The sequence below is a fragment of the Streptomyces sp. NPDC030143 genome (genome assembly GCF_055573695.1).
Genome location: NZ_JBVIAY010000005.1, coordinates 123,471 through 143,296 on the forward strand (window position 1 = coordinate 123,471; position 19,826 = coordinate 143,296).

The 19,826-nt window shown below is 69.4% G+C and carries 17 protein-coding genes and 1 pseudogene; 7 read left to right on the forward strand and 11 right to left on the reverse strand.

The features are described from left to right. Positions 1 to 62 precede the first annotated feature (62 nt). The 3 genes and pseudogenes from ACZ4YY_RS11120 (at position 63) to ACZ4YY_RS11130 (ending at position 1,437) form a co-directional block, all read left to right on the forward strand. Positions 63 to 749 carry a GntR family transcriptional regulator gene (locus ACZ4YY_RS11120; protein ID WP_468286902.1) on the forward strand — a complete coding sequence of 229 codons (687 nt, stop codon included), beginning with the start codon at positions 63 to 65 and terminating at the stop codon, positions 747 to 749. A gap of 236 nt (positions 750 to 985) precedes the next feature. Continuing rightward, positions 986 to 1,162: pseudogene (locus ACZ4YY_RS11125) on the forward strand (IclR family transcriptional regulator domain-containing protein); the annotation flags it as partial. A 59-nt stretch (positions 1,163 to 1,221) separates the two neighbouring features. Next, on the forward strand, positions 1,222 to 1,437 hold the full coding sequence (locus ACZ4YY_RS11130; RefSeq protein ID WP_468287697.1) for a cupin domain-containing protein: 216 nt from the start codon (positions 1,222 to 1,224) through the stop codon (positions 1,435 to 1,437). Between the two features lie 249 nt (positions 1,438 to 1,686). Here ACZ4YY_RS11130 and ACZ4YY_RS11135 read toward each other — a convergent pair whose 3' ends face one another. The 4 genes from ACZ4YY_RS11135 to ACZ4YY_RS11150 are packed head-to-tail and all read right to left on the reverse strand — an operon-like array spanning position 1,687 to position 7,544. Beyond that, positions 1,687 to 3,126 carry an NAD-dependent succinate-semialdehyde dehydrogenase gene (locus ACZ4YY_RS11135; protein ID WP_468286905.1) on the reverse strand — a complete coding sequence of 480 codons (1,440 nt, stop codon included), beginning with the start codon at positions 3,124 to 3,126 and terminating at the stop codon, positions 1,687 to 1,689. Then, complete coding sequence (locus tag ACZ4YY_RS11140) at positions 3,123 to 6,017, reverse strand: FAD-binding and (Fe-S)-binding domain-containing protein (protein ID WP_468286907.1); 2,895 nt, start codon at positions 6,015 to 6,017, stop codon at positions 3,123 to 3,125. Before ACZ4YY_RS11140 ends, ACZ4YY_RS11135 begins: the two co-directional genes overlap by 4 nt. Beyond that, positions 6,014 to 6,163, reverse strand: coding sequence for a hypothetical protein (locus ACZ4YY_RS11145; RefSeq protein WP_468286910.1), 150 nt, complete (start codon positions 6,161 to 6,163; stop codon positions 6,014 to 6,016). Before ACZ4YY_RS11145 ends, ACZ4YY_RS11140 begins: the two co-directional genes overlap by 4 nt. Positions 6,164 to 6,194: 31 nt before the next feature. Next, a complete protein-coding gene (locus tag ACZ4YY_RS11150; RefSeq protein WP_468286913.1) occupies positions 6,195 to 7,544 on the reverse strand; it encodes an aspartate aminotransferase family protein in 1,350 nt (449 codons plus the stop codon). 344 nt (positions 7,545 to 7,888) lie between these two features. Between ACZ4YY_RS11150 and ACZ4YY_RS11155 the strand changes: the two genes are divergently transcribed. Next, positions 7,889 to 9,013, forward strand: a complete 1,125-nt coding sequence (locus ACZ4YY_RS11155) for a phosphotransferase (protein ID WP_468286916.1) — start codon at positions 7,889 to 7,891, stop codon at positions 9,011 to 9,013. Between the two features lie 125 nt (positions 9,014 to 9,138). Next, positions 9,139 to 10,245: an alanine racemase gene (locus ACZ4YY_RS11160; protein ID WP_468286918.1), complete on the forward strand. Its 1,107-nt coding sequence runs from the start codon at positions 9,139 to 9,141 to the stop codon at positions 10,243 to 10,245. A gap of 562 nt (positions 10,246 to 10,807) precedes the next feature. Here the strand turns inward: ACZ4YY_RS11160 and ACZ4YY_RS11165 are convergent. The 6 genes from ACZ4YY_RS11165 to ACZ4YY_RS11190 all read right to left on the reverse strand — a co-directional run bounded on the left by ACZ4YY_RS11165 (position 10,808) and on the right by ACZ4YY_RS11190 (position 15,914). Next, the gene (locus tag ACZ4YY_RS11165; protein ID WP_468286921.1) at positions 10,808 to 11,662 is read right to left on the reverse strand and encodes an aldehyde dehydrogenase family protein; all 855 of its coding nucleotides are present in this window, start codon (positions 11,660 to 11,662) and stop codon (positions 10,808 to 10,810) included. After that, positions 11,637 to 11,759, reverse strand: a complete 123-nt coding sequence (locus tag ACZ4YY_RS11170) for a hypothetical protein (RefSeq protein WP_468286923.1) — start codon at positions 11,757 to 11,759, stop codon at positions 11,637 to 11,639. Before ACZ4YY_RS11170 ends, ACZ4YY_RS11165 begins: the two co-directional genes overlap by 26 nt. Positions 11,760 to 12,301: 542 nt before the next feature. Continuing rightward, the gene (locus tag ACZ4YY_RS11175; RefSeq protein WP_468286928.1) at positions 12,302 to 13,069 is read right to left on the reverse strand and encodes an amino acid ABC transporter ATP-binding protein; all 768 of its coding nucleotides are present in this window, start codon (positions 13,067 to 13,069) and stop codon (positions 12,302 to 12,304) included. Next, positions 13,066 to 14,025, reverse strand: a complete 960-nt coding sequence (locus tag ACZ4YY_RS11180; protein WP_468286934.1) for an amino acid ABC transporter permease — start codon at positions 14,023 to 14,025, stop codon at positions 13,066 to 13,068. Before ACZ4YY_RS11180 ends, ACZ4YY_RS11175 begins: the two co-directional genes overlap by 4 nt. Before the next feature lies 1 nt (position 14,026). Beyond that, complete coding sequence (locus ACZ4YY_RS11185; RefSeq protein WP_468286937.1) at positions 14,027 to 14,983, reverse strand: ABC transporter substrate-binding protein; 957 nt, start codon at positions 14,981 to 14,983, stop codon at positions 14,027 to 14,029. A gap of 196 nt (positions 14,984 to 15,179) precedes the next feature. After that, the gene (locus ACZ4YY_RS11190) at positions 15,180 to 15,914 is read right to left on the reverse strand and encodes an SDR family NAD(P)-dependent oxidoreductase (protein WP_468286940.1); all 735 of its coding nucleotides are present in this window, start codon (positions 15,912 to 15,914) and stop codon (positions 15,180 to 15,182) included. 738 nt (positions 15,915 to 16,652) lie between these two features. Here ACZ4YY_RS11190 and ACZ4YY_RS11195 point away from each other — a divergent pair. Together ACZ4YY_RS11195 and ACZ4YY_RS11200 are read left to right on the forward strand one after the other, a co-directional pair. Further along, positions 16,653 to 17,219, forward strand: a complete 567-nt coding sequence (locus ACZ4YY_RS11195) for a TetR/AcrR family transcriptional regulator (protein WP_468286942.1) — start codon at positions 16,653 to 16,655, stop codon at positions 17,217 to 17,219. 50 nt (positions 17,220 to 17,269) lie between these two features. Further along, the gene (locus ACZ4YY_RS11200; protein ID WP_468286945.1) at positions 17,270 to 18,226 is read left to right on the forward strand and encodes a DMT family transporter; all 957 of its coding nucleotides are present in this window, start codon (positions 17,270 to 17,272) and stop codon (positions 18,224 to 18,226) included. A 334-nt stretch (positions 18,227 to 18,560) separates the two neighbouring features. On the opposite strand, the gene aztD is transcribed toward ACZ4YY_RS11200, so the two are convergent. Continuing rightward, positions 18,561 to 19,760, reverse strand: a complete 1,200-nt coding sequence (gene aztD, locus ACZ4YY_RS11205) for a zinc metallochaperone AztD (RefSeq protein ID WP_468286948.1) — start codon at positions 19,758 to 19,760, stop codon at positions 18,561 to 18,563. Positions 19,761 to 19,826: the final 66 nt, after the last annotated feature.

Genomic DNA, 19,826 nt, shown 5'->3' on the forward strand with positions numbered 1-19,826 from the left:
AAGATCAGTAGAGGTATAGTCGACAAAACAATGGTCGACAACGGCCGAGGGAGGCCTCCGGAGTGGACCACAAGTTCGAGTGGCAGGAGCAGCGGATGACGACGCCGGACGGCGTCTACCGCACACTGCGTGCCGCCATCCTCGACGGGACCGTACCTCCTGGTGGCCAGCTGCGCGAGGCGCACATCGCCGCGGATCTCGGGATCAGCCGGTCCCCGCTGCGCGAGGCGCTGACCAAGCTGGAGGAGGAGGGGCTCGTCGTCAAGATCCCCTACCGTGGGGCGTTCGTCGTAGAGGTGAGCGCTCGCGAGGTCGCCGAGATCGACTCGGTCCGGCTGCGCGTCGAGCCGTTCGCCGCCGAACTCTCGGCCGAAGCACTGCGCGGTCCTGAGCGGCCTCAGTTGCTGCAAACCGTCGAGGATCTCCGCCGGGCCATGGATAAGGACGACATTCCGGCCAGCATCGACGCGCACCTTCGCTTCCACAGGCTCTTCTACGAGCTCTCGGGGCACGGCGTCCTGCAGAGTCTCTGGAACGGCTGGGAGACCAAGCTGCGCCTCCACCTCAGCGTCGATCACCGCACCTACAGCGACAACCCGCAGCAACTGGTCGTCGAGCACGAGCGGTTGGCCGCGGTTGCCCTGGAAGGCGACACCGACGCGTTCCACCGGGAACTGGCCGCCCATTTTCCCATGGGGCTGGGAGCCCATACGGGAGACGAAGGGGAGCGCACGCCCCGGCACATGTGAGGCCATGCTGCCTGCGTGGTCCAGGCCCGCTTGCCTCCGTGACGCTGTAGACCGATGCCGGGAAGTCAAGGATCGAGCCCGCAGCATCTACGTGATCTTGCAGTGGATCTTGGGTGAGGGTTGCCAGTGGTCGGCACGGTGAGACGGGTAGGGGGCAAGGGGGGGCACGGCTGCTGGGGAAGCTGCGCGGGCGGGTCCGTTCCGTCCACCTGCCGGTGCCCGACGCCCTGCAGTGCATGGTCGTCGTCAGCCGCGTCGACTGCGACCACGCCGTAGGCACCTTCCACACCATCGGCGACACCTCGCCCCTGCACGCCACCGCCTCCGGGAACGCCGTCCTGGCCCATCTGGGGAAGTCCGAGACAGCCGAGGTCATCGCGGGGACGCCGGAGGGCTACGGCGAGGAGACCATTAACGGCCCTGGGCAGCTGCGCGCGGAGCTCGGCCGCGTGAGAGAGCGTGGCTACGCCTACTGGAGTCCGGGGAGGCGACGCCCGGCGAGATGCGCTCGATCAAGGGCGAGACGCTCGAGTTCTGCCACATCCTCGCCGGCCTCATCGAACTCACGCCGGAAGGTGGCGAGCCGGTGGTCTGCAAGGCGGGCGACAGCTTTGTCATGAAGCCGGGCTTCGTCGGCGTGTGGAAGACCATCGAAACCGTGCGCAAGATCTACGTGACCGTGAAGTGATGCCGGCGCGCGACGCCCGCGGCGCCGGGACGTACCCGTGCGGCGTGAAGGAGGGATGAGTGTCGATGGTCTTCAGGAACGACGTGTTCTCTTTTCCTTGGGCCCGGTTGATTGATGGTCCGGCTCGGGAAACCGGTGGTCGGGCCCGGGACATCGACGGCCGCCCACCCGTGCCCGGCGGCGTGGAAACCGGGCACGGGTGAAGCCCTTCGCGGTGCGTGCTGCGGCGCGGTCAGGGCATGACCGCCGTCAGCTCACGGGCATCGCGAGGTACTGGTACTCCAGGAACTCGTCGATCCCCACCCGGCCGCCCTCGCGGCCCAGCCCCGACTGCTTGACGCCGCCGAAGGGGGCGGCCGGGTTGGACACGAGGCCCGTGTTCAGCCCCACCATGCCCACCTCCAGCCGCTCGCTCACCCGTAGGGCGCGGTCGAGGCCCTCGGTGAAGACGTAGCCGATCAGGCCCCAGGGGGTGTCGTTGGCCCGGCGGATCACCTCGTCCTCGTCGTCGAAGGTGAGGATCGCGGCGACGGGGCCGAAGATCTCCGTGTCCATGAGGCGGCTGCCGGGATCGACGTCGGCCAGCACGGTCGGTGGGTAGAAGCTGCCGGGGCCTTCGGGTGTGCGGCCGCCTACGAGCACCTGCGCCCCGCGCTCCACCGCGTCGACGACCAGCTCCTCCACCTTGGCGCGCCCCCTCTTGTCGATCAGCGGGCCGACGTCGACGCCGTTCCGGGCGCCCGGACCGACGACCAACGCGCCCATCCGTTCGGCGAGCCGCCGGCCGAACTCCTCCGCCACCGAGTGGTGGACGAAGAAGCGGTTGGCGGCCGTGCAGGCCTCACCCATGTTGCGCATCTTGGCGACCATCGCGCCGTCCACGGCCTTGTCCAGGTCGGCGTCCTCGAAGACGATGAACGGCGCGTTGCCGCCCAGTTCCATCGAGGTCCGTACGACCGCCTCGGCGCTCTGGGCGAGGAGCAGCTGCCCGACGGCCGTGGAGCCGGTGAAGGAGAGCTTGCGAATCCGCCCGCCGCGCAGGAGCGGTTCGCACACCTCCCCCGCACGGGAGGTCGTGACGACGTTCAGCACGCCGTCCGGCAGCCCGGCCTCCTTGAGGATCGCGGCGAGGGCCAGGCTGGAGAGAGGGGTCTGCGGGGCCGGCTTGAGCACCATCGTGCAGCCGGCGGCGATCGCCGGGCCGATCTTGCGGGTGCCCATGGCCAGCGGGAAGTTCCACGGGGTGATCAGCAGGCAGGGGCCGACCGGGCGGCGGGAGAGCAGCATGCGGTTGCGGCCGTCCGGCAAGGTGGCGTGGCCGCCGTCGATACGGACGGCTTCCTCGGAGAACCAGCGGAAGAACTCCGCCGCGTACGCCACCTCTCCCCTGGCCTCGGCGAGCGGCTTGCCCATTTCGGACGTCATCAGGCGGGCGAGTTCGTCGGTGCGCTCGATGATGATCTCGTAGGCGCGGCGCAGGATCTCGCTGCGCACCCGCGGGGCCGTACGCGCCCACTCCTCCTGCGCCTGCACGGCCGCTTCCTCGGCGAGCTTCGCGTCCTTGGGACCGGCATCGGCGACGTGGCAGAGGATCTCGTCGGTGGCGGGGTCGTCGACGGGCATGGTGGCGCCGTCCGCGGCGTCCACCCAGGCACCGCCGATGAACAACTGCGTGGGCGTGTCGGTCATGAGTTCTCTCCTGGTTGTCCGGGTCGGTCGGCGGCGGGGTCGAGCAGTTCCGCGAGGTGCAGGGCGCGGATGCCCCGGCCTCCGGCGAGGTGGTCGATCTGGGTGGCGCAGCTGAAGCCGTCGGCCACGACGACCGCCGGTGCATGCGGGTCCACGTCGTCGAGACGCGGCTTGAGCGCGAGGTCGGCGACGGCCATCGAGGTGTCGTAGTGCTGTTCCTCGAAACCGAAGTTGCCGGCGAGTCCGCAGCAGCCCTCGGCCTCGTCGACCTTCGTCACGCCGAGGCGGCCGAGCAGGTCGCGCGGGTGGTGGCCCTTGAACGTGGCGTACTCGTGGCAGTGGGTCTGCAGCACGACGTTGTCGGGCAGCGCCGGGGATCTCCAGCCGGGTACGGCGAGGTCGGTCAGGGCTCCGGTGATGGTGTGGACGCGGGCCGCTACACGGCGGGCGGCGTCGGTGCCGAGGAGTTCGGGCACGTCACGCTTGAGCGCTGCGGCGCAGCTGGGTTCGGCCACGACGATGGGCCGGTCGTCGCCGTTGTCCAGGCGGGCGACCGTGCGGGCCATGATGCGGCGCGCGGTGGTCAGTTGCCCGGTGCTGACCCAGGTCAGGCCACAGCACAGGTCGTCCTCCGCCGTGCAGGGAAGGCCGGCGTCGGCGAGTACGCGGCTCGCGGCTCCGGCCACCTCGGGGCGGAAGGCGCGGGTGAAGCTGTCGACGAAAAGAAGGGTCTTCGCTGGTTCACCGGTCCTCGCCGTGCGCAGGGCCCGGCGCAGCGCACGGCGGGAGGCGAAGGCGGGGATCCGGCGTTTCGTGGTCACGCCGCCGAGGCGCGCGAGGAGCTTGCCGACCGGTCCACGCAGCAGCGCGTTGACCGGTCGGGCCGCGTATCCGACGAGCCGGGATGTCAGGGGCAGCCAGCCGAGCGAGTAGTGGGAGCGGGGCCGGAGCCTGCCCTGGTAGTGGTGGTGCAGGAACTCCGCCTTGTACGTGGCCATGTCGACGCCGACCGGGCAGTCGCTGGAGCAGGCCTTGCAGGACAGGCACAGGTCGAGGGCGTCGCGCACCTCGGTCGAGCGCCAGCCGTCCGTCACCAGTTCGCCGCGCACCATCTCTTGGAGCAGGCGGGACCGGCCCCGCGTGGAGTCGTTCTCCTCGCCCGTGGCCCGGTAGCTGGGACACATCACGCCGCCGGCGTCGCTGCGGCAGCGGCCGACACCGACGCAGCGGCGTACCGCGCCCGCGAAGCCGTCCTCGCCGTGGGGAAAGGTGAACGTCGTGTCCAGGAGCGGGAGTTCACGCAGGGCGAGGTCGGCGTCGAGGCGTGCCGGGCCGACGATCACGCCGGGGTTGAGCAGCCCCTCCGGGTCGAAGATCTCCTTGAAGGCGGCGAACGCCCGGATCATACGGTGGCTGTACATGACCTCCAGCAGCTCGCCCCGGGCCCGGCCGTCGCCGTGCTCGCCCGACAGGCTGCCGCCGTGCTCCACAACCAGGGCGGCGGCTTCGGAGAGGAACCGGCGGGTGGCGGCCCGGCCGGAGTCCGTGGCGAGGTCGAAGTCGATGCGCACATGCACGCAGCCCGCGCCGAAGTGCCCGTACAGCACGCCGGTCAGGCCGTGCGCGGCCAGCAGCTTGCGGAAGTCGCGCAGGTAGGCGGCCAGGTCCTCCGGTGCGACGGCCGCGTCCTCCCAACCGGGCCAGGACTCCGAGCCGTCGACGAGCCGGGCGGCGAGCCCCGCCCCGTCCTCGCGGACCCGCCACAGCGAGCGCCGCTCGGCCGGGCTGTGCACGACCCGCCCCCCGGTCATCCGGCCCTGTGCTCTGAGCACGTCCAGCAGTTCGTCCGCGCGGGCGTCGACGGCCGCCTGGTCGTCGCCGTCGAGTTCGACGTAGAGCCAGGCCCGGCCCTCGGGGAGTCCGGTGACGGAGCCCGGACCACGCCGGGCACGCATGGTGGCGACGATCGCCTCGTCCATACCCTCCACGGCGGTGGGGTTCCAGCGCAGGATCTCGGGCACGTCCTCCGCGGCGTCGACCACGTCGTCGTAGCCGAGTGTCAGCAAGGCGGAAGACTGTGCGGTCGCCACCAGGCGGACCGTCGCTGCGGTGACGACCGCACAGGAGCCCTCGGTGCCCACCAGGGCGCGGGCCATGTCGAAGCCGTGCTCGGGCAGCAGGTGGTGCAGTTGGTAGCCGGAGACCTGGCGCGGTACCCGGCCCAGTTCGGTACGGATCGACGCCAGGTTGGCGTCGATCAGGCGGCGTACGTCCGCTTCGAGGCGGGCGACCCGCCGGACGGCGTCCGTGTCGTCCGGGTCGGCCGCGCGCAGGCCGGTGCGGTCGGCGACGGCCCGCACTCCGTCGGCCGTCACGATCTCCAGCGCCTCGATGTGCCCGCTGGTACGCCCGTGCCGCACCGACCGATTGCCGCACGCGTCGTTGCCGATCATGCCGCCGAGGGTGCAGCGGCTGTGCGAGGACGGGTCGGGCCCGAACGTGAGCCCGTGCAGGGCGGTCGCGCTGCGCAGCGCGTCCAGGATCGCTCCGGCCTCGACGCGGGCGGTGCGCGCCACCGGGTCGATGTCCAGGATCCGGTTCATGTACCGGGAGAAGTCCAGGACGACACCGGGCCCGACGGCGTTGCCCGCCATGCTGGTGCCGCCGCCTCGCGCGGTGACGGGGACGTGCGTCTCGCGGCAGGCCCGCAGCACCGCGACGACGTCGTCGGCGCTGCGGGGGAAGACCACGGCCCTCGGGGGGACCCGGTAGTTGGAGGCGTCGTAGGCGTAGAGGCCGGTGGATCCGGGGCCGGTCTCCACCCGCAGGCCGGGCGCGGTCTCGGCGAGCCGCTCGGCCAGCGGCTCCAGGGCCGAGGTGGTGTGCGTCATCGCCGTGCCGCTCCCGATGTGCCGGCCTCGACCACGGCCGCCCCTGCCTGGAGGCCCCCGTCCACCGCCGTCTTGTCGATGGCCCGCTGGCTCGGCGTCCCGTTCATGTCGAACGTGACGAACTTCGGCTTGCTCTCGAACTCCATGGGTCTCTCCGGTTGCCGATCGGTCAGGCTGTCACAGGCGGTTTTTCGCGACCTCGGCGAAGGTCTCCAGGAATCGGGTCACATCGGCGGAGTCGAAGGCCAGCGGCGGGCGGATCTTCAGGGTGTTCGCCGACTTGCCCGTGCCGTTGATGAGGATCCGGCGATCGCGCATGTCGTTGATGACGTCTTCGGTCAGCAGCCGGTCCGGCTCAAGAGTTTGGCGGTCCTTCACGATCTCCACGCCGACGTAGAGGCCGGCGCCGCGGACTTCGGCGACGTAGGGGGAGTTCTCGGTGATCTCCCGCAGTCCCGCGCGCAGAGCGTTGCCGTTCTCCAGGACGCGCTGCTGCACGTTCTCCTTCTCGAGGACGTCCAGCACCGCAGCGCCGGCCGCCACGGGGATCGAGCTGCCGCCGAAGGTGTTGAAGTAGCGGACGTTGCGTCCGAACTCCTCGCAGACCTCGGGGCGGAAGACGACGCCCGAGATCGGCCTGCCGTTGCCCATCGGCTTGCCCATGGTGACGATGTCCGGCAGCACGCCGTGGCGGGTGAAGCCCCACATCGACTCCCCGAGCCTGGCGAATCCGGACTGGACCTCGTCCGCGATGTAGACACCGCCGGCCGCGTGCACCTCCTCCACCACGGCCTGCATGTAGTCGACCGGGTCCGTGAAGATGCCGTCGCTGGTGTAGGCGCAGTCGGTGATCAGCGCCGCCAGGCGGTAGCCGTGGCGCTCCAGGTCGGCGACCGCGCCGCGTACCTGCTGCCGCATGTGCTCGGCGAGCGTGGTTCCCGGCGCGGCGAGGCGCGGGTCCGGCGGATCGATGAGCCGGACGTTCGGGCCCAGCGGTGATCCCGCGCCCAGGTGCGGCGAGAAGCTCGCCACCTCCCGGGTGATGCCGTGGTAGGCCCAGCGGGTGACGATGATGCCTTCGCCGCCCGTGTGGAACCGTGCCACCCGCATCGCCAGGTCGTTCGCCTCCGACCCGCTGCACGCGATGCTCAGCCTGGACAGCTCCGCGGGGAAGGTCGCGAGCAGCCGCTCCGCGTAGTCGACCAGGGCTTCCTGGACGTAGCGCGTGTTGGTGTTGACCGCCGTCATCTGGCGGGCGACGGCCTCGGCCACGTGGGGGTGGGCGTGTCCGACGCAGGGGACGTTGTTGTAGGCGTCGAGGTAGTCGTTGCCGTCACGGTCGATCAGGTGGGCCCCGTGACCGGAGACGAACTCGACCGGCTCCTTGTAGATGAGTGTGTAGCCCGGGCCCAGGACCTTGTTCCGGCGCTGGATGGTCTCTCGGAGGTGCTCGGGGAGCTCGCCCAGTACCCCGGGGTCGAACCGGTTGGGGTAGTGGGCTATCGCCCGACTCAGCGTCGAAGTCATCGGCAGGCACACCTTCAGTCTCGATCCGGGGTTGCTCCGCTGCATCGGCCGAAACCCTTGTCGATTGTCGACGATAAGCGCATTGTCGACAACTGTCAAACAGGCCCGAACTTCCCTCAGGCCCACCCTGGGGAACCCTCGCAAAGCGCCTGACCCACGCGCCGCGCGTTCGCAGCGGACGCACCGGCAGGAGAGGGCGGCGCCATGAAGTTCACCCCCCACCGGCTCGACACACCGCTCTCCGGGAATCGCGGGGAGGTTCGAGCCTGTTGACAGTTGTCGACAATAATCTTATCGTCGACAATCGACACGTCGCAGCCTGGCTCCTTCGATAGGGACTGACCGTGAACACCTCACCAGCTAAGAACCACGCTCAGCGGCTCCTCGAGGAGAGCGGCCTGACGTCGTCCCACGAGCCCGTCGACGTGCTGCTGGTGAGCATCCTCCTCGAGGAGCACTACCGCCTCACCGGGAGCCTGGGACGACTGGCGACCGAGAAGGACGACACGTTCAGACTCAGCACCGACTCGAGCAACTACCTCGTGAAGGTCTCACCACCTGACGAGGCGGAGGCGGTCGTCGCCCTCCAGACCGCCGCGATGCGCTACCTCGAAACCACCGCCGCGCACTTGCCCGTCCAGCGGGTGAAGCTGACCGCGGACGGAGACGACCACGTCACGATCAGGCTGAACGACGGCCGGGCTCGCATCCTGCGGGTGTTCGACTTCGTCGAAGGCCAGGTCCTGGCCGACGCGCACCCGCACGCGGAGCAGCTCCGCGAGGCGGGAGAGATGCTGGGGCTGATCGACGTGGCGCTCAGGCCGTTCACGCACCCGGCGGACCGACGAGGTCTGGCATGGGACATCCGGCATTTCCACCAGATGACCGAACTGGTCGAGCACACGCCGAGTCCCGAGCACCGTCAGTCGGCCCGGTCGGTCTTCCGGCTCTTCGGCGAGAACGTCGTCCCGAGGCTGAGTGATCTCGAAACACAGGTGATCCACGGTGACTTCAGCCCTTACAACATCGTGGTGGACCCAGAGAAGAGCGATCACTTCGTCACCGGTGTCATCGACTTCGGCGACACGGTGCGCAGCGCCGTCATCTTCGACCCCGCCGTTCCCATGGCGAACCTGCTCGGCAGGACGCCGGATCACCCCTGGCGGGAGGCCTGCGCCTTCGCCGCCGGCTACCAGCGCACGCGCCCGATCCGGGCCTCGGAACTCCCGCTGCTCCCGGTTGCCGCGTTGGCGCGGCTCACACTGCGTGCACTGATCACGAACTGGCGCGCGGAGCGCACACCCGAACGGCGCGAGTACCTCCTCGCTCACGCCAAGGACGACTGGATCAATGTCGAGCGTTCCTTGACCGTGAGCCTGGACGACGTCGTCGCGCACCTCAGGGAAGCGGTGTCGGCGGACTACCGCTCAGGTCCGGTCGGGATCCAGATGGTCCGTACCGAGGTGTAGGGCGAACACGACGCTGGTGTGGCGCGAGCGCGCGATGTCGCGGGCCGCGCACGTTCGGCATGCCGAGGGATTCACACCCGCGCCCCTCGGTCATTCCCAGGCAGAACCAGAAAAAGGAGGGCAGCGTGAACCGGCTTCAACGAGCACTCGACACCCTGGTCGAGCGAATCGACACTCCCGCGCCGATCGTGCTGGTCGACGTCATGCAGGACAACATCGACCGCATGCAGGGCTTCGCCGACCAGCACAACCTCGACGTCAGGCCTCACGTCAAGACGCACAAGTGTGTGGAGATCGGGCGGCGCCAGGTCGAGGCCGGTGCGGTCGGGATCACCGCGGGCAATGTCGGTGAGGCCGAGGTCTTCGCCGCGGCCGGATTCGATGACATCTTCCTCGCCTATCCCATCTGGCCCGCGGGAACGAAGGGCCCCCGGATCCGCCGGCTCGCCGAGTCCGCCCGGCTGCGGGTCGGCGTCGACAACGTCGCGGCGATCGAGGCCCTCGCCGACGCGATGGGAGACGAACCGGACCGGCTGCAGGTCGTGATCGAGGTCGACTGCGGCGCCCGTCGCTCAGGGGCGCCGCCCGAGCTCGCGGGCGACCTCGCGCTCGCCGCCCGCAAGCGCGGCCTGGTGCCGGTGGGTGTCTTCACCTATCCGGGTCACGGCAGTTCCGGCCGGGACGCTCGCGAGCGCGCCGCGCAGGACCAGGAGGCCGCGCTCACCACCGCGGTACGCAGCCTCGCCGGCGTCGGCATCACCGCAGCGGTGGTCAGCGCCGGCTCCACGCCCACCGTCGAGTTCTCCACCAGCAGCGTGATCACCGAGATCCGTCCCGGCGAGTACGTCTTCTGCGACCTGAACAACACCCGGCTCGGCGCCTGCACGGACGACCAGATCGCACTGTTCGTCGCCGCCACCGTGGTCAGCGACTGGGTCCCCGACCAGCTCATCCTCGATGCGGGCACCAAGGCCCTCAGCCGCGAAGGCAGCCCCGAGCTCGGCTACGGAGGTGTCGCCGGCACGAAGGCCGTCCTGTCCAAGCTCAACGAGTACCACGGATTCCTCCCGCTGCCGGACGGCGACTTCCGCCCCAGCGTGGGCACCGTCATACCGGTGGTGCCGAACCACGTATGCCCGGTCGTCATCAATTTCGAGGAACTGATCGTCACCGACAGCACGGGTACGTCGCTGCAGCGGTGGCCGGTCGACGCCCGCGGATTCCTCAACTGACCGGCCCGGGACGGCACCCCCTGGCGAGCCCGTAACCCGACCGACCTCCCCCTCCGCGTGACGAATGTCCGGGAGCGCTCGCAAGCTCATGGCCCGTCCGCGACGGCTGTGTGAAAAGCAAGGACGACAACGGCAACAGCCGCACCGGGGTGCTTGAAACACCGGGACCGTAGAGGATGACCAGGACACCAGTGGGGCGTGGCCGGCGTCCGCGGGCCGCTGAATCCCGGCACCGCCGCCGCGGTGGACGGGGTGGCAGCCGGGTCTCGGCGTCGGTGGGCTGTCCTCGGGCTTTGACCTTGGCGCAGAACTCGTTCTGCAGGTCGAAGTGTCGCCGGGTGAGGGCGTCGCGGGGGACGTCGGCCTCTACGGCGAGGGCCACGATGGTCAGTCAGGGCCCCGTTGGAGCGGCGAGCAGCCTCTCGCGCGCTGTCGCCCGCCTGGGACGCTCTGCCGCCGTTCCGGTTTCGCTCATGACCCTGCCCCTTACAGCCGCATCAGCCCTCTCTCAGTCCCGCCAGCCCCTGAGCAGCGACAGCAGGGGTGTCGGCCCCAACACGGGTCACGTGGTGGGGCGCAGTCGGAGGCTGTAGTAGCGGATCTCCTCGTATTCCTCGAGTCCTTCGCCGCTGCCCTCGCGTCCGAGGCCGGACTGCTTGATGCCGCCGAACGGTGCGGCCGCGTTCGAGGGGACGCCCTGGGTGATGCCGACCAGGCCGGTGGCCAGTTGGTCGTCCACGTTGAAGGCGCGGTCGAGGTCCTCGGTGAAGACGTAGCCCGCCAGGCCGTGCTCGGTGTCGTTGGCGCGGGCGATGGCCTGGTCCTGGTGGGAGAAGCGCTGGACGGCGGCGACGGGCCCGAGGATCTCGGTGCGGGCGAGGTCGGAGTCGGACGGTACGTGGTCCAGGAGCGTCGGTTCGAAGCACGTGCCGGGGTGGCTGGGAGCGGAGCCGCCGGTGAGCAGGTGTGCGCCGCGGCGGGTGGCGTCCTCGACCCGGCCGGTGAGTGTGGTCACGGCGTTGTGGTCGGTCACGGGGCCGAGCCCCACGCCGGGGGCGAGTCCGTTGCCGATCTGCAAGGCGGCCGGCCGGTCGGGTGAAGGCGTCGGCGATGCCGTCCTGGACGAGGATGCGGTTGGCGGCGATGCAGGACTGTCCGCCGTTGCGCGTCCTGGCGGCGAAGCCCCGTCGACGGCCCGCTCCAGGCCGGCGTCGTCGAAGACCAGCAGCGAGGCGTTTCCGCCCAGCTCCATGGAGCTCTTCAGCACGTCGTCCGCCCCCAGATCCGGGAGGACCTTGCCGACCGCGGTCGAACCGGTGAAGGACACTTTGCGCACCCGCGGATCGGCCAGCACGGCGCTGCTGAAGGCGGTGCCGGGCGGTGGTGGCAGCTCACAACTGGCCGGCCTCGTCGGCACGGGCGACGGCCTCCACAGCCTGCTGGACGCCGAAGTCGGGAACCTGCGCGATCACCTGGCCGGTCGCCGGATCATGGACGTCGAAGGTGCGGGTCACGCCCGGCACGGCGAGATCGAGGTTGGTCAGAACCTTTTCCGAACCGGCCAGGGCGGACGGTTCGGCATCGGGCAGCGTGCGTGTGGTGTTTGTTCGGCTTCCTGGGCGGAGAGAACGGTGTCGATGGCGGCCACGAGACGCCGGGCCTCGTCGTCGGTGGCGATGAACGGCGGACTGATCTGCACGGTGTTGCCGCGCCGGTCAGAGACGTGCGGCGACGCAGGTTGCGGTGGAGCACGAGGTGGATCGGGTTCTTCGCGCGAGTGCACCCACGCATCAGATGAACGCGCCACATACGGAGCGATCCAGGCCCTTGGCCGAAGCCGTCACCGGACTCGGCTACCAGGCCGCCCCGGCCCCTGGGGCGGCCATTCGCATCCACATCGGCCCGGTCGCCGCCCGCGGCCTGGACATGGACCACGGGTCACAGCATCGGCGCCACCCCGGCCAAGGTCCACAAGCTCGCCGAAGACGACGGCTTTGACTGGAGCGAAAGCCGGGCCGGGCGCGCTACCGAACCGCTGCCGCAGGTCCGTGCCCTGCTACAGGACTCTTTCGAGGAAGGCCTGGGTTCGTTTCTCGCGGGGGTTGCCCAGGACTTCGCGGGCGTCGCCGCGTTCGACGGCGATGCCTTCGTCCATGAACAGCACTTCGTCGGCGACCTCGCGGGCGAAGCCCATTTCGTGGGTGACGAGCAGCATGGTCATGCCGTTGCCGGCGAGGTCGCGCATGACGGCGAGTACTTCGCCCACGCGTTCGGGGTCCAGTGCGCTGGTGGGTTCGTCGAAGAGCATGATGGTGGGTTCCATCGCCAGCGCCCGGGCGATGGCGACGCGTTGCTGCTGGCCGCCGGAGAGCTGGGCGGGGTACTTGTGGCCGCACCCTTCGAGGCCGACTTTGGCCAGCAGTTCTCGCGCTTGTTCCCGGCAGGCCTCGCGGTTCTTCTTCTGTACCAGTACCGGTCCGGACATGACGTTGCTTTCGGCGGTCATGTTGGGGAACAGGTTGAACTGCTGGAAGACCATGCCGATGCGGGTGCGCTGTTCGGCCAGCCGTTGGGGGCGGACGGCGTGGTAGGCGTGGTCCTTCTCGACGTAGCCGAAGTCCTCTCCGTTGACCTTCAGGACTCCGCGGTCGACGGTCTCCAGGCCGTTGATGCAGCGCAGCAGGGTTGATTTGCCGGAGCCGCTGGGGCCGATGATGCAGGAGATCTCTCCGGCTGCGACGGTCAGGTCGATGTCACGCAGGACCTGGTGGCGTCCGAAGCTCTTGCACAGTTTGCGTGCGACGATGGTTCCGTCGGCGTTCACAGCAGGGACTCCCTCGTGGTGGGGACGGGCTGGCCGGCCCCGGGCTCGGCCGGGGTGGCGGCCGGGGTGAGCCGCGTCCTGGTCGAGCGGGAGAAGCGGCGCTCGATCATGGACTGCGGCACGCTCAGCACCAGTGTCATGATCAGGTACCAGAGGCTGGCCACGATCAGCAGCGGGATGGTCTGGTAGTTGCGGGAGTAGATCGACTGTGCGCTCTGCAGCAGGTCGGCGACGCCGAGGACGCTCACCAGGGAGGTTTCCTTGAGCATGCCGATCACCTGGTTGCCGGTGGCCGGGATGACCGCCGGCATGGTCTGCGGGATGATCACGTGGCGGAGCTTGGTGAATCCCGACATGCCCAGGGACTCGGCGGCCTCGTGCTGTCCGCGGCTGACGGAGGCGAACCCGCCGCGGATGATCTCGGACATGTAGGCGGCCTGGTTCAGCGTCAGCCCCACGACGGCCGCGGTCATCGGTGTCATGATCGCGTTCACGTTCACCGGCGTGGAGATGTCGGTGAAGGGGATGCCGATGGAAATGTTCGGGTACAGCGCCGCGATGTTGAACCAGAAGATCAGCTGCACGAGCACCGGGGTGCCGCGGAAGAAGGCGATGTAGAGCTGGGCCAGCCCGGAGACGGGCCGCAGGTGCGACATCCGCATCACGGCCAGAATCAGCCCGAGCAGCGTGCCCAGGGCCATGCTGGCCGCGGTGAGAAGCAGCGTGATCAGCAGGCCGTTGAGGATGGTCTCGGTGGTGAAGTAGCTGAACACCACCGGCCAGCGATAGTTCTCGTTGGTCACCGTGGTCCACACCAGACCGGCGACGATCGCTGTCGCGACGGCCCAGGCGACGTAGTCGCGCGGACGTTTCGGCGTGATGCGCTTCTTTTCTTCGGCCAGCAGTTGTGACACCGGTCCGCTCCTGGTCTTCGTACCGATCAGATCCGTGGACATGTCAGTCCTGCGGGACGGCCATGGCCGCGGTCGTGATCCCCAGGTCCTTGAAACCCCAGCGGCCCAGCGCCTCGGCGTACTTGGGGCTGTCGATGATCGACTGGATGGCGGCCTGCACCGCGGGCGTCAGCGGCGAGTCCTTCTTCAGCGCGACGGTCACGGTCTTGGTGGCCACCAAAGGCTTGAGGACCTCGAACGTATTGGGCTGCTGCGTGGCCGCCCACTGAAGCCCGGTGAAGTCGTACATCACCGCGTCGATCCGCTTGGAGGCCAGCTGGGTCAGCGCGTCGTTCACGCTGGGCAGGGTCACCGCCTTGATGGCCGCCTTGCCCTTGCTCGTACAGTCCTGCTTGGACAGCTGGGGCAGCCACTGCAGCTCCGCGGTGCTGCCGGACTGGACGGCGACGCGGTGCCCGCACAGGGTGTGGGTGCCCAGCTTCTGCGGATTGCCGTAGGGGACGGACACTCCGGTCCCGGCCTTGAAGTAGTTGACCATGTCGAGCACCTTCAGCCGGTCGCTGGTGGCGCCCATGGTGGAGGCGGTGAAGTCGTACCGGTTGGCCTGCAGGCCGGTGATGATGGTGTCGAACTTGATGTTGTTGATCTGCAGCTTCAGGCCGAGCTTGGCGGCGATCAGCCGGGCCATGTCCGGGTTGAACCCGATCGGGGTCTTGTTGTCCGACGCCATGAACGTGGTGGGCGGGCTGGTCAGGTCCATGGCCGCCGAGAGCGTGCCCTTGGCCTTCACCGCCGCGGGCAGCAGCTTCACCGCCTTCGCGTCCGGCTTCACGCCCACCGAGATGTCGTCGGTGTGCTCGGCCGACGCACCGGAACCCCCGCCCTGCTTCGTGCTCTTCGCCCCCACGTTCTGCCCGGTGCCGCTCGCCCCGCACGCGGCGAGCGCGAGGGCCAGGGCCGTAGTGACGATCGGGACGCTCACGTTTCTGCTGACTCGCATGGGTCTGCTCCTTACTCAAAGGGAAGGGCGCTGGGAGCGCTCAGATCCCGGAGGGGTGGTGTTTCTCACTGGCTGGGAATGGTCAGGAACCCGTCGGACTGGGCGTTGGGCCCCGTGGGGTGCCGGATGGCATCCGCTCATCGCTTCGACCGGTCCCGCGGTTCGCGACCTTCACGTACGACAGAAGCGGGGGTGCTCAGAAGGCGGTGTATCCGCCGTCAACCGGGAGGACCGCTCCGGTGATGTACGACGACTCCGATGATGCGAAGAAGAGGACCGCGTCGGCGACCTCTTCAGGGGTGGCGAGGCGTTGCAGCGGGATCTGACCCTCGCGCTCGCGGCGGTAGGCCTCGGGATCGGCGCTGCGCTGGATCGCTGCTTCGATGATCGGGGTGGCGGTCAGGCCGGGAGCGACGACGTTGACGCGGATGTTGCGGGGAGCCCATTCGATCGCTGCGCCCTTGGCGAGCATGATGAGGCCTCCCTTGGCGGCGGAGTACAGGACTTCCCCGGGCTTGCCGACCATGCCGAGCCGTGAACTGATACAGACGAACGAGCCACCTGCGGAAGGCATCAGTGGCGCGAAGTGCTTCATCACCAGGAACGCGCTGAGCAGGTTGCTGTCGAGCACATCCTTCGCGTCGTCGACGGCCATCTCGGTGAGCGGACTGCTGGCCTGCAGGCCGTGGTTGAGGACGACGACGTCGACGGTGCCGAGGGACTCGGCGGCCTGCTTGGCCAGGTGCTCGACGAACGCCTCGTCATTGAGGTCTCCAGGGATGTACAGGTCGTCGGGCTCAACGCTGTCGAGCCGCTCCCTGCGACCGGTGAGCAGCAGCCGCGCACCCTCACGGCGGAAGTGGGAACTCACCGCCTGCCCGATGCCACTGCTGGCGCCGGTCACCAGGGCCGCGACGTTCTTGAGTCTCATGTCAGGTATTCCTTCACGGGGGGCGGTCGATTCGCGCTCGGCCGGGGGAGTCGTCCCGGGGTCGGTCAGTCGAGGAATCCGCGGGCGTCGACCCGCCACCGCCGCAGCGACGTGTCCGCGCTGTCGGTGACGAGCAGGTCCTCGGCATCGGGGACGCCCGGGCATACGTGGTTCTGCACCACCGGCACCACCCGCACCACCGTGGCGAGGCCGAGGCGGAACTCGCCGACCTGCAGGGGGAGGAGTCCTGTCCAGGAACGCCTGTTCCCGCGTCGGGGATGACCTGATCGGGGACCCGATCGCTGACCACGGTGGCAGTGACCAACAGCGCGACTCGTATGTATCTCGATCATTTCTGCCCGGCTCTCCTTCTGAGCAACAGGATGGGCGGAATGCCGCGTGGTGGCTCAAACTGACCGCCGGATTGTCGTATGTCGACCATCGGACGACCTGCTCTCGCTGCCGCGTGGTGGCTCAAGATAGCCGCCAGATAGTCGTTTGTCGACCATCTTGGCGGTCGTCCCTACTGACCTGCGCTTGTTGTGGGGGCTCGTACGGGCCGAGGTCGCCATCGCCCGATTCCTCGATGGCGCCACACCTGGTGCACCAGATACCGGCAACGGAACTGGCGCTGAGCTGTACCAAGTGAAGGGCCGCAGCGAGAGAAGGCCGACGCCGAGCGGGTGCCCTTCCGGCCATTAGGTAGACTGACCTACCTAGTGACAGAGAGGCGGTGTGATGAGGACAGCGCGCGAAAAGCTGCTCGCTGCCGCAGCCCGGCGCTTCTACGCGGACGGCGTGGCGGCGACGGGGATCGACACGATCACCGCCGAGGCGGGCGTGGCGAAGATGAGCCTGTACAACAACTTCTCCTCCAAGGCCGAGCTGGTGATGGCCTACCTCGATGCGCGGCACGAGGAGTGGCTGGGCCTGTACAGGCGGAGACTGGAAGGGGCACAGGACGCTCGCGGCGGCGTGCTGGCCGTCTTCGACGCGTACGCCGATCATGCGGCCTTCGCCTACGAGCACGGTTTCCGGGGCTGCGGCCTGCTGAATGCCGCCGCCGAGCTGCCTGCCGGTGACGCGGGGCGGGCCGTGGTGCGCCGGCACAAGGAAGAGGTCGAGGATCTGCTCGCCGGGCATCTTGATCAGCTGCTGCCGGGGCGGCCCGAGGAAGCCCGCGCCATGGCGGAACACCTGTCGTTCCTGCTGGAAGGAGCGACGGCGCGGGCCGGCCTGGAGGGTGCGGGGGCACGTCTTGAGCACGCCCGGGCGATGGCGGCCGACCTGCTGGACCGGCTGTGACGCGGGCCGTCGGACCTACGGCCGGCTCGACGGGCGTGGGGGCGGTGTGCGTGCTGATCGCGTCCGTGCTGTGGGGCACCACTGGCACCGCCGCGACCTTCGCCCCCGCAGTGGGGCCGCTCGCGATCGGGGCCGTGGCCATGGGCCTGGGCGGACTCCTCCAGGGACTCATCGCCGCCCCCCGTATCCGCCGAGAGGGCCCTCGGCTGCGTGCACACAAGGGCGCGGTGCTGGTGGGGGCGCTGTCGGTGGGGACCTATCCCCTGGCGTTCTACAGCTCCATGCACCTGGCCGGGGTCGCCGTCGGCACGGTCGTGTCGATCGGCTCGGCCCCGCTCGCCTCGGCCCTGATCGAGCGTGTAGTCGACGGGCGCCGCCTCACGCGCCGCTGGATCACCGGCGCCGTTCTGGGCCTGTCCGGGACGGTCCTGCTGTGCGCGGCCGAAGCCGTCGGCTCCCATTCCGGTCCCGGCGCACGCTCCGCGGGCGAGACCGTGCTCGGTGTGGGACTCGGCCTGGTGGCCGGGCTCACCTACGCCCTGTTTTCCTGGGCTGCCCACCGCCTGATCAGCCGGGGTGTCACCTCCCGTGCGGCGATGGGGACCGTCTTCGGGATCGGCGGGCTGCTGCTGATGCCGGTGCTGTCGGCCACCGGTGCCCCCCTCCTGGCCTCCTGGTCCAACGCGGCCGTCGGCGCCTACATGGCTCTGGTGCCCATGCTCGCCGGCTACATCCTGTTCGGCTGGGGGCTGGCGCACGTGCCGGCCAGCACCGCGACCACCCTCTCGCTGCTGGAACCCGCCGTCGCGGCCGTCCTGGCCGTCCTCGTCGTCGGTGAACGGCTGCCCCTGCTGGGGTGGGCCGGCATCGGCCTGGTCGTCGGCTGCCTCGCCGTACTCACCATGCCGACCCGCACCACAGCGAGGTCCCGGGCAGCCTCCGCAGGGCTGATCACAACCGCCCGGAGCGACGCAGTCGCCGTGGCCGGGCCCGGCACATCGCCCTGACCCGGTCGCCCAGGGGCGGCGGGCTCACCCCCGTCGCCAAGGCACGATGCCGGGAGTGCGCGTCCTCGAGGTGCCGCACCGTCCGCCGCCGATCGGGCCGTTTCCGCCCCGAGCACGGTGCGGAGGCCAGGCACCGTGACCTGCGGCGACGCGGGATGTGGCCTGGACGCGTAGTCACGGCTCTGGCAACCGGGGAACCCCCGTGGCCCGCGTCTCCCAGCGGCCCGTCCAAGGTGACGGGTCTGCTCGGACCACCTCGGTGAGACCACGGTGCACCGGCGCGGCAACGACAAGCCAGTGCCCGGTGTGGGACGGCCTCACCGAGGTCGGAGGATCAGTGGCCCGCGACGACGCCGGAGAGTTCGTTGGTGCTGTGCGGCAGGGTCACAGAGGTGACCTTCTTGCCCGATTCGATGTCGACGGCGTGCAGCTTGCGCTTGCCCGGTTCGGAGACGTACGCGGTGTTGTCGCGTACGAAGAGGGTGGGCCGGGGCTGCTGCCAGTCCAGCGGCTCCTGCCACTCGTCCACGACGGGGATCTTCTTGTCCACCTTGCCCGTTTCCGGGTCAATGATGTGGAGGGCGCCGTCGGTGCCGAGGATGAGGGCCTCTCCCTGGGGCCCGCGGCCGAGTGAGCGGAAGGAGTAGCTGGTGCCCAGGTCGACCAGGCGCAGCTTCGCGGTCTCGGTGTTGATGAGGGAGATGCGGGTCGGCCGCTCCAGTTCGGCCTCCGGGTCGGTCTTGTAGTCGCCCAGGAGGATGGGCGAGGTGTCGCTGCCGCGCTGGTTGCCGATGCGGCCGTACTCGTCGGGGGCCTGGACCTTGGTGAACTTGCCGTCCTTGTAGATCAGGATGCCGTCCTCGCAGCCGATGCCGATGGCCTCGCCCTTGGCGGCGGCCTCGCCGTGGACGCCGGGACACTTCTCGTTGCGCTGGAGCTCCTTGTTGTTCTTGTCCAGGACGAGGGCGCCGGTGCGCTTCTCCTCGGTGCCGAGGGTGGTGAGGAGTTCGCCGTTGGTCAGTTCGATGGCGACGCCGTGGTGCGGTTCGGCGGAGGTGTAGGTGCGGCCTTCCGGCTTCTTGCCGCTCTTGAGGTCGGTGGGGTCGAAGACGTTGACCTCGCCGGTGCCGTCGGTGAAGAGCACCGTCTTGCCGGCGTGCTGGACGACGTGACCGGGCTTGGCGCCCTTGTACTCGACGCTGGTGAGGGTCTGTTCTGCGGCGTTCAGGACGCGGAAGCCGGCGTCGGTGGAAACCATGACGTGGGAGTTGTCGCCGGCGGGGTTGAGCCGGTTGAAGCCCGGCAGCTCGATCGTGCCACCCAGCTTCAGGCTTTCGCCGTCCAGGACGTACAGTCCGCCGTCGAACGTGGCGACCACCGGGTCCTTGACCGCCACGGCCTTCTTGCTCGGCGCTGCCTCGGCCTTCGCGTCGGACGAGGAGCCGTCCTCCCCTCCGCATGCGGTCAGAACAGCAGAGGCCGCCAGGGCGAGGGCCGTGCCCGTGAAGGCTCTGTTGCGTATGGACTTGTTCACCGGTGTGTTCCTTTCTGTGCCGCGCGGGTGCGGCAGTGGGTGGGGGTGTGCTCGAGCGGCCGGTCG

What these genes read in the sequence shown, in the direction of transcription:
- ACZ4YY_RS11135 (WP_468286905.1), bottom strand. Translation starts at nt 3,126, where the DNA reads ATGACCGACACGCCCACGCAGTTGTTCATCGGCGGTGCCTGGGTGGAC.
- ACZ4YY_RS11145 (WP_468286910.1), bottom strand. Translation starts at nt 6,163, where the DNA reads ATGGAGTTCGAGAGCAAGCCGAAGTTCGTCACGTTCGACATGAACGGG.
- ACZ4YY_RS11195 (WP_468286942.1), top strand. Translation starts at nt 16,653, where the DNA reads ATGAGGACAGCGCGCGAAAAGCTGCTCGCTGCCGCAGCCCGGCGCTTC.
- ACZ4YY_RS11185 (WP_468286937.1), bottom strand. Translation starts at nt 14,983, where the DNA reads ATGCGAGTCAGCAGAAACGTGAGCGTCCCGATCGTCACTACGGCCCTG.
- ACZ4YY_RS11150 (WP_468286913.1), bottom strand. Translation starts at nt 7,544, where the DNA reads ATGACTTCGACGCTGAGTCGGGCGATAGCCCACTACCCCAACCGGTTC.
- ACZ4YY_RS11140 (WP_468286907.1), bottom strand. Translation starts at nt 6,017, where the DNA reads ATGACGCACACCACCTCGGCCCTGGAGCCGCTGGCCGAGCGGCTCGCC.
- ACZ4YY_RS11180 (WP_468286934.1), bottom strand. Translation starts at nt 14,025, where the DNA reads ATGTCCACGGATCTGATCGGTACGAAGACCAGGAGCGGACCGGTGTCA.
- ACZ4YY_RS11190 (WP_468286940.1), bottom strand. Translation starts at nt 15,914, where the DNA reads ATGAGACTCAAGAACGTCGCGGCCCTGGTGACCGGCGCCAGCAGTGGC.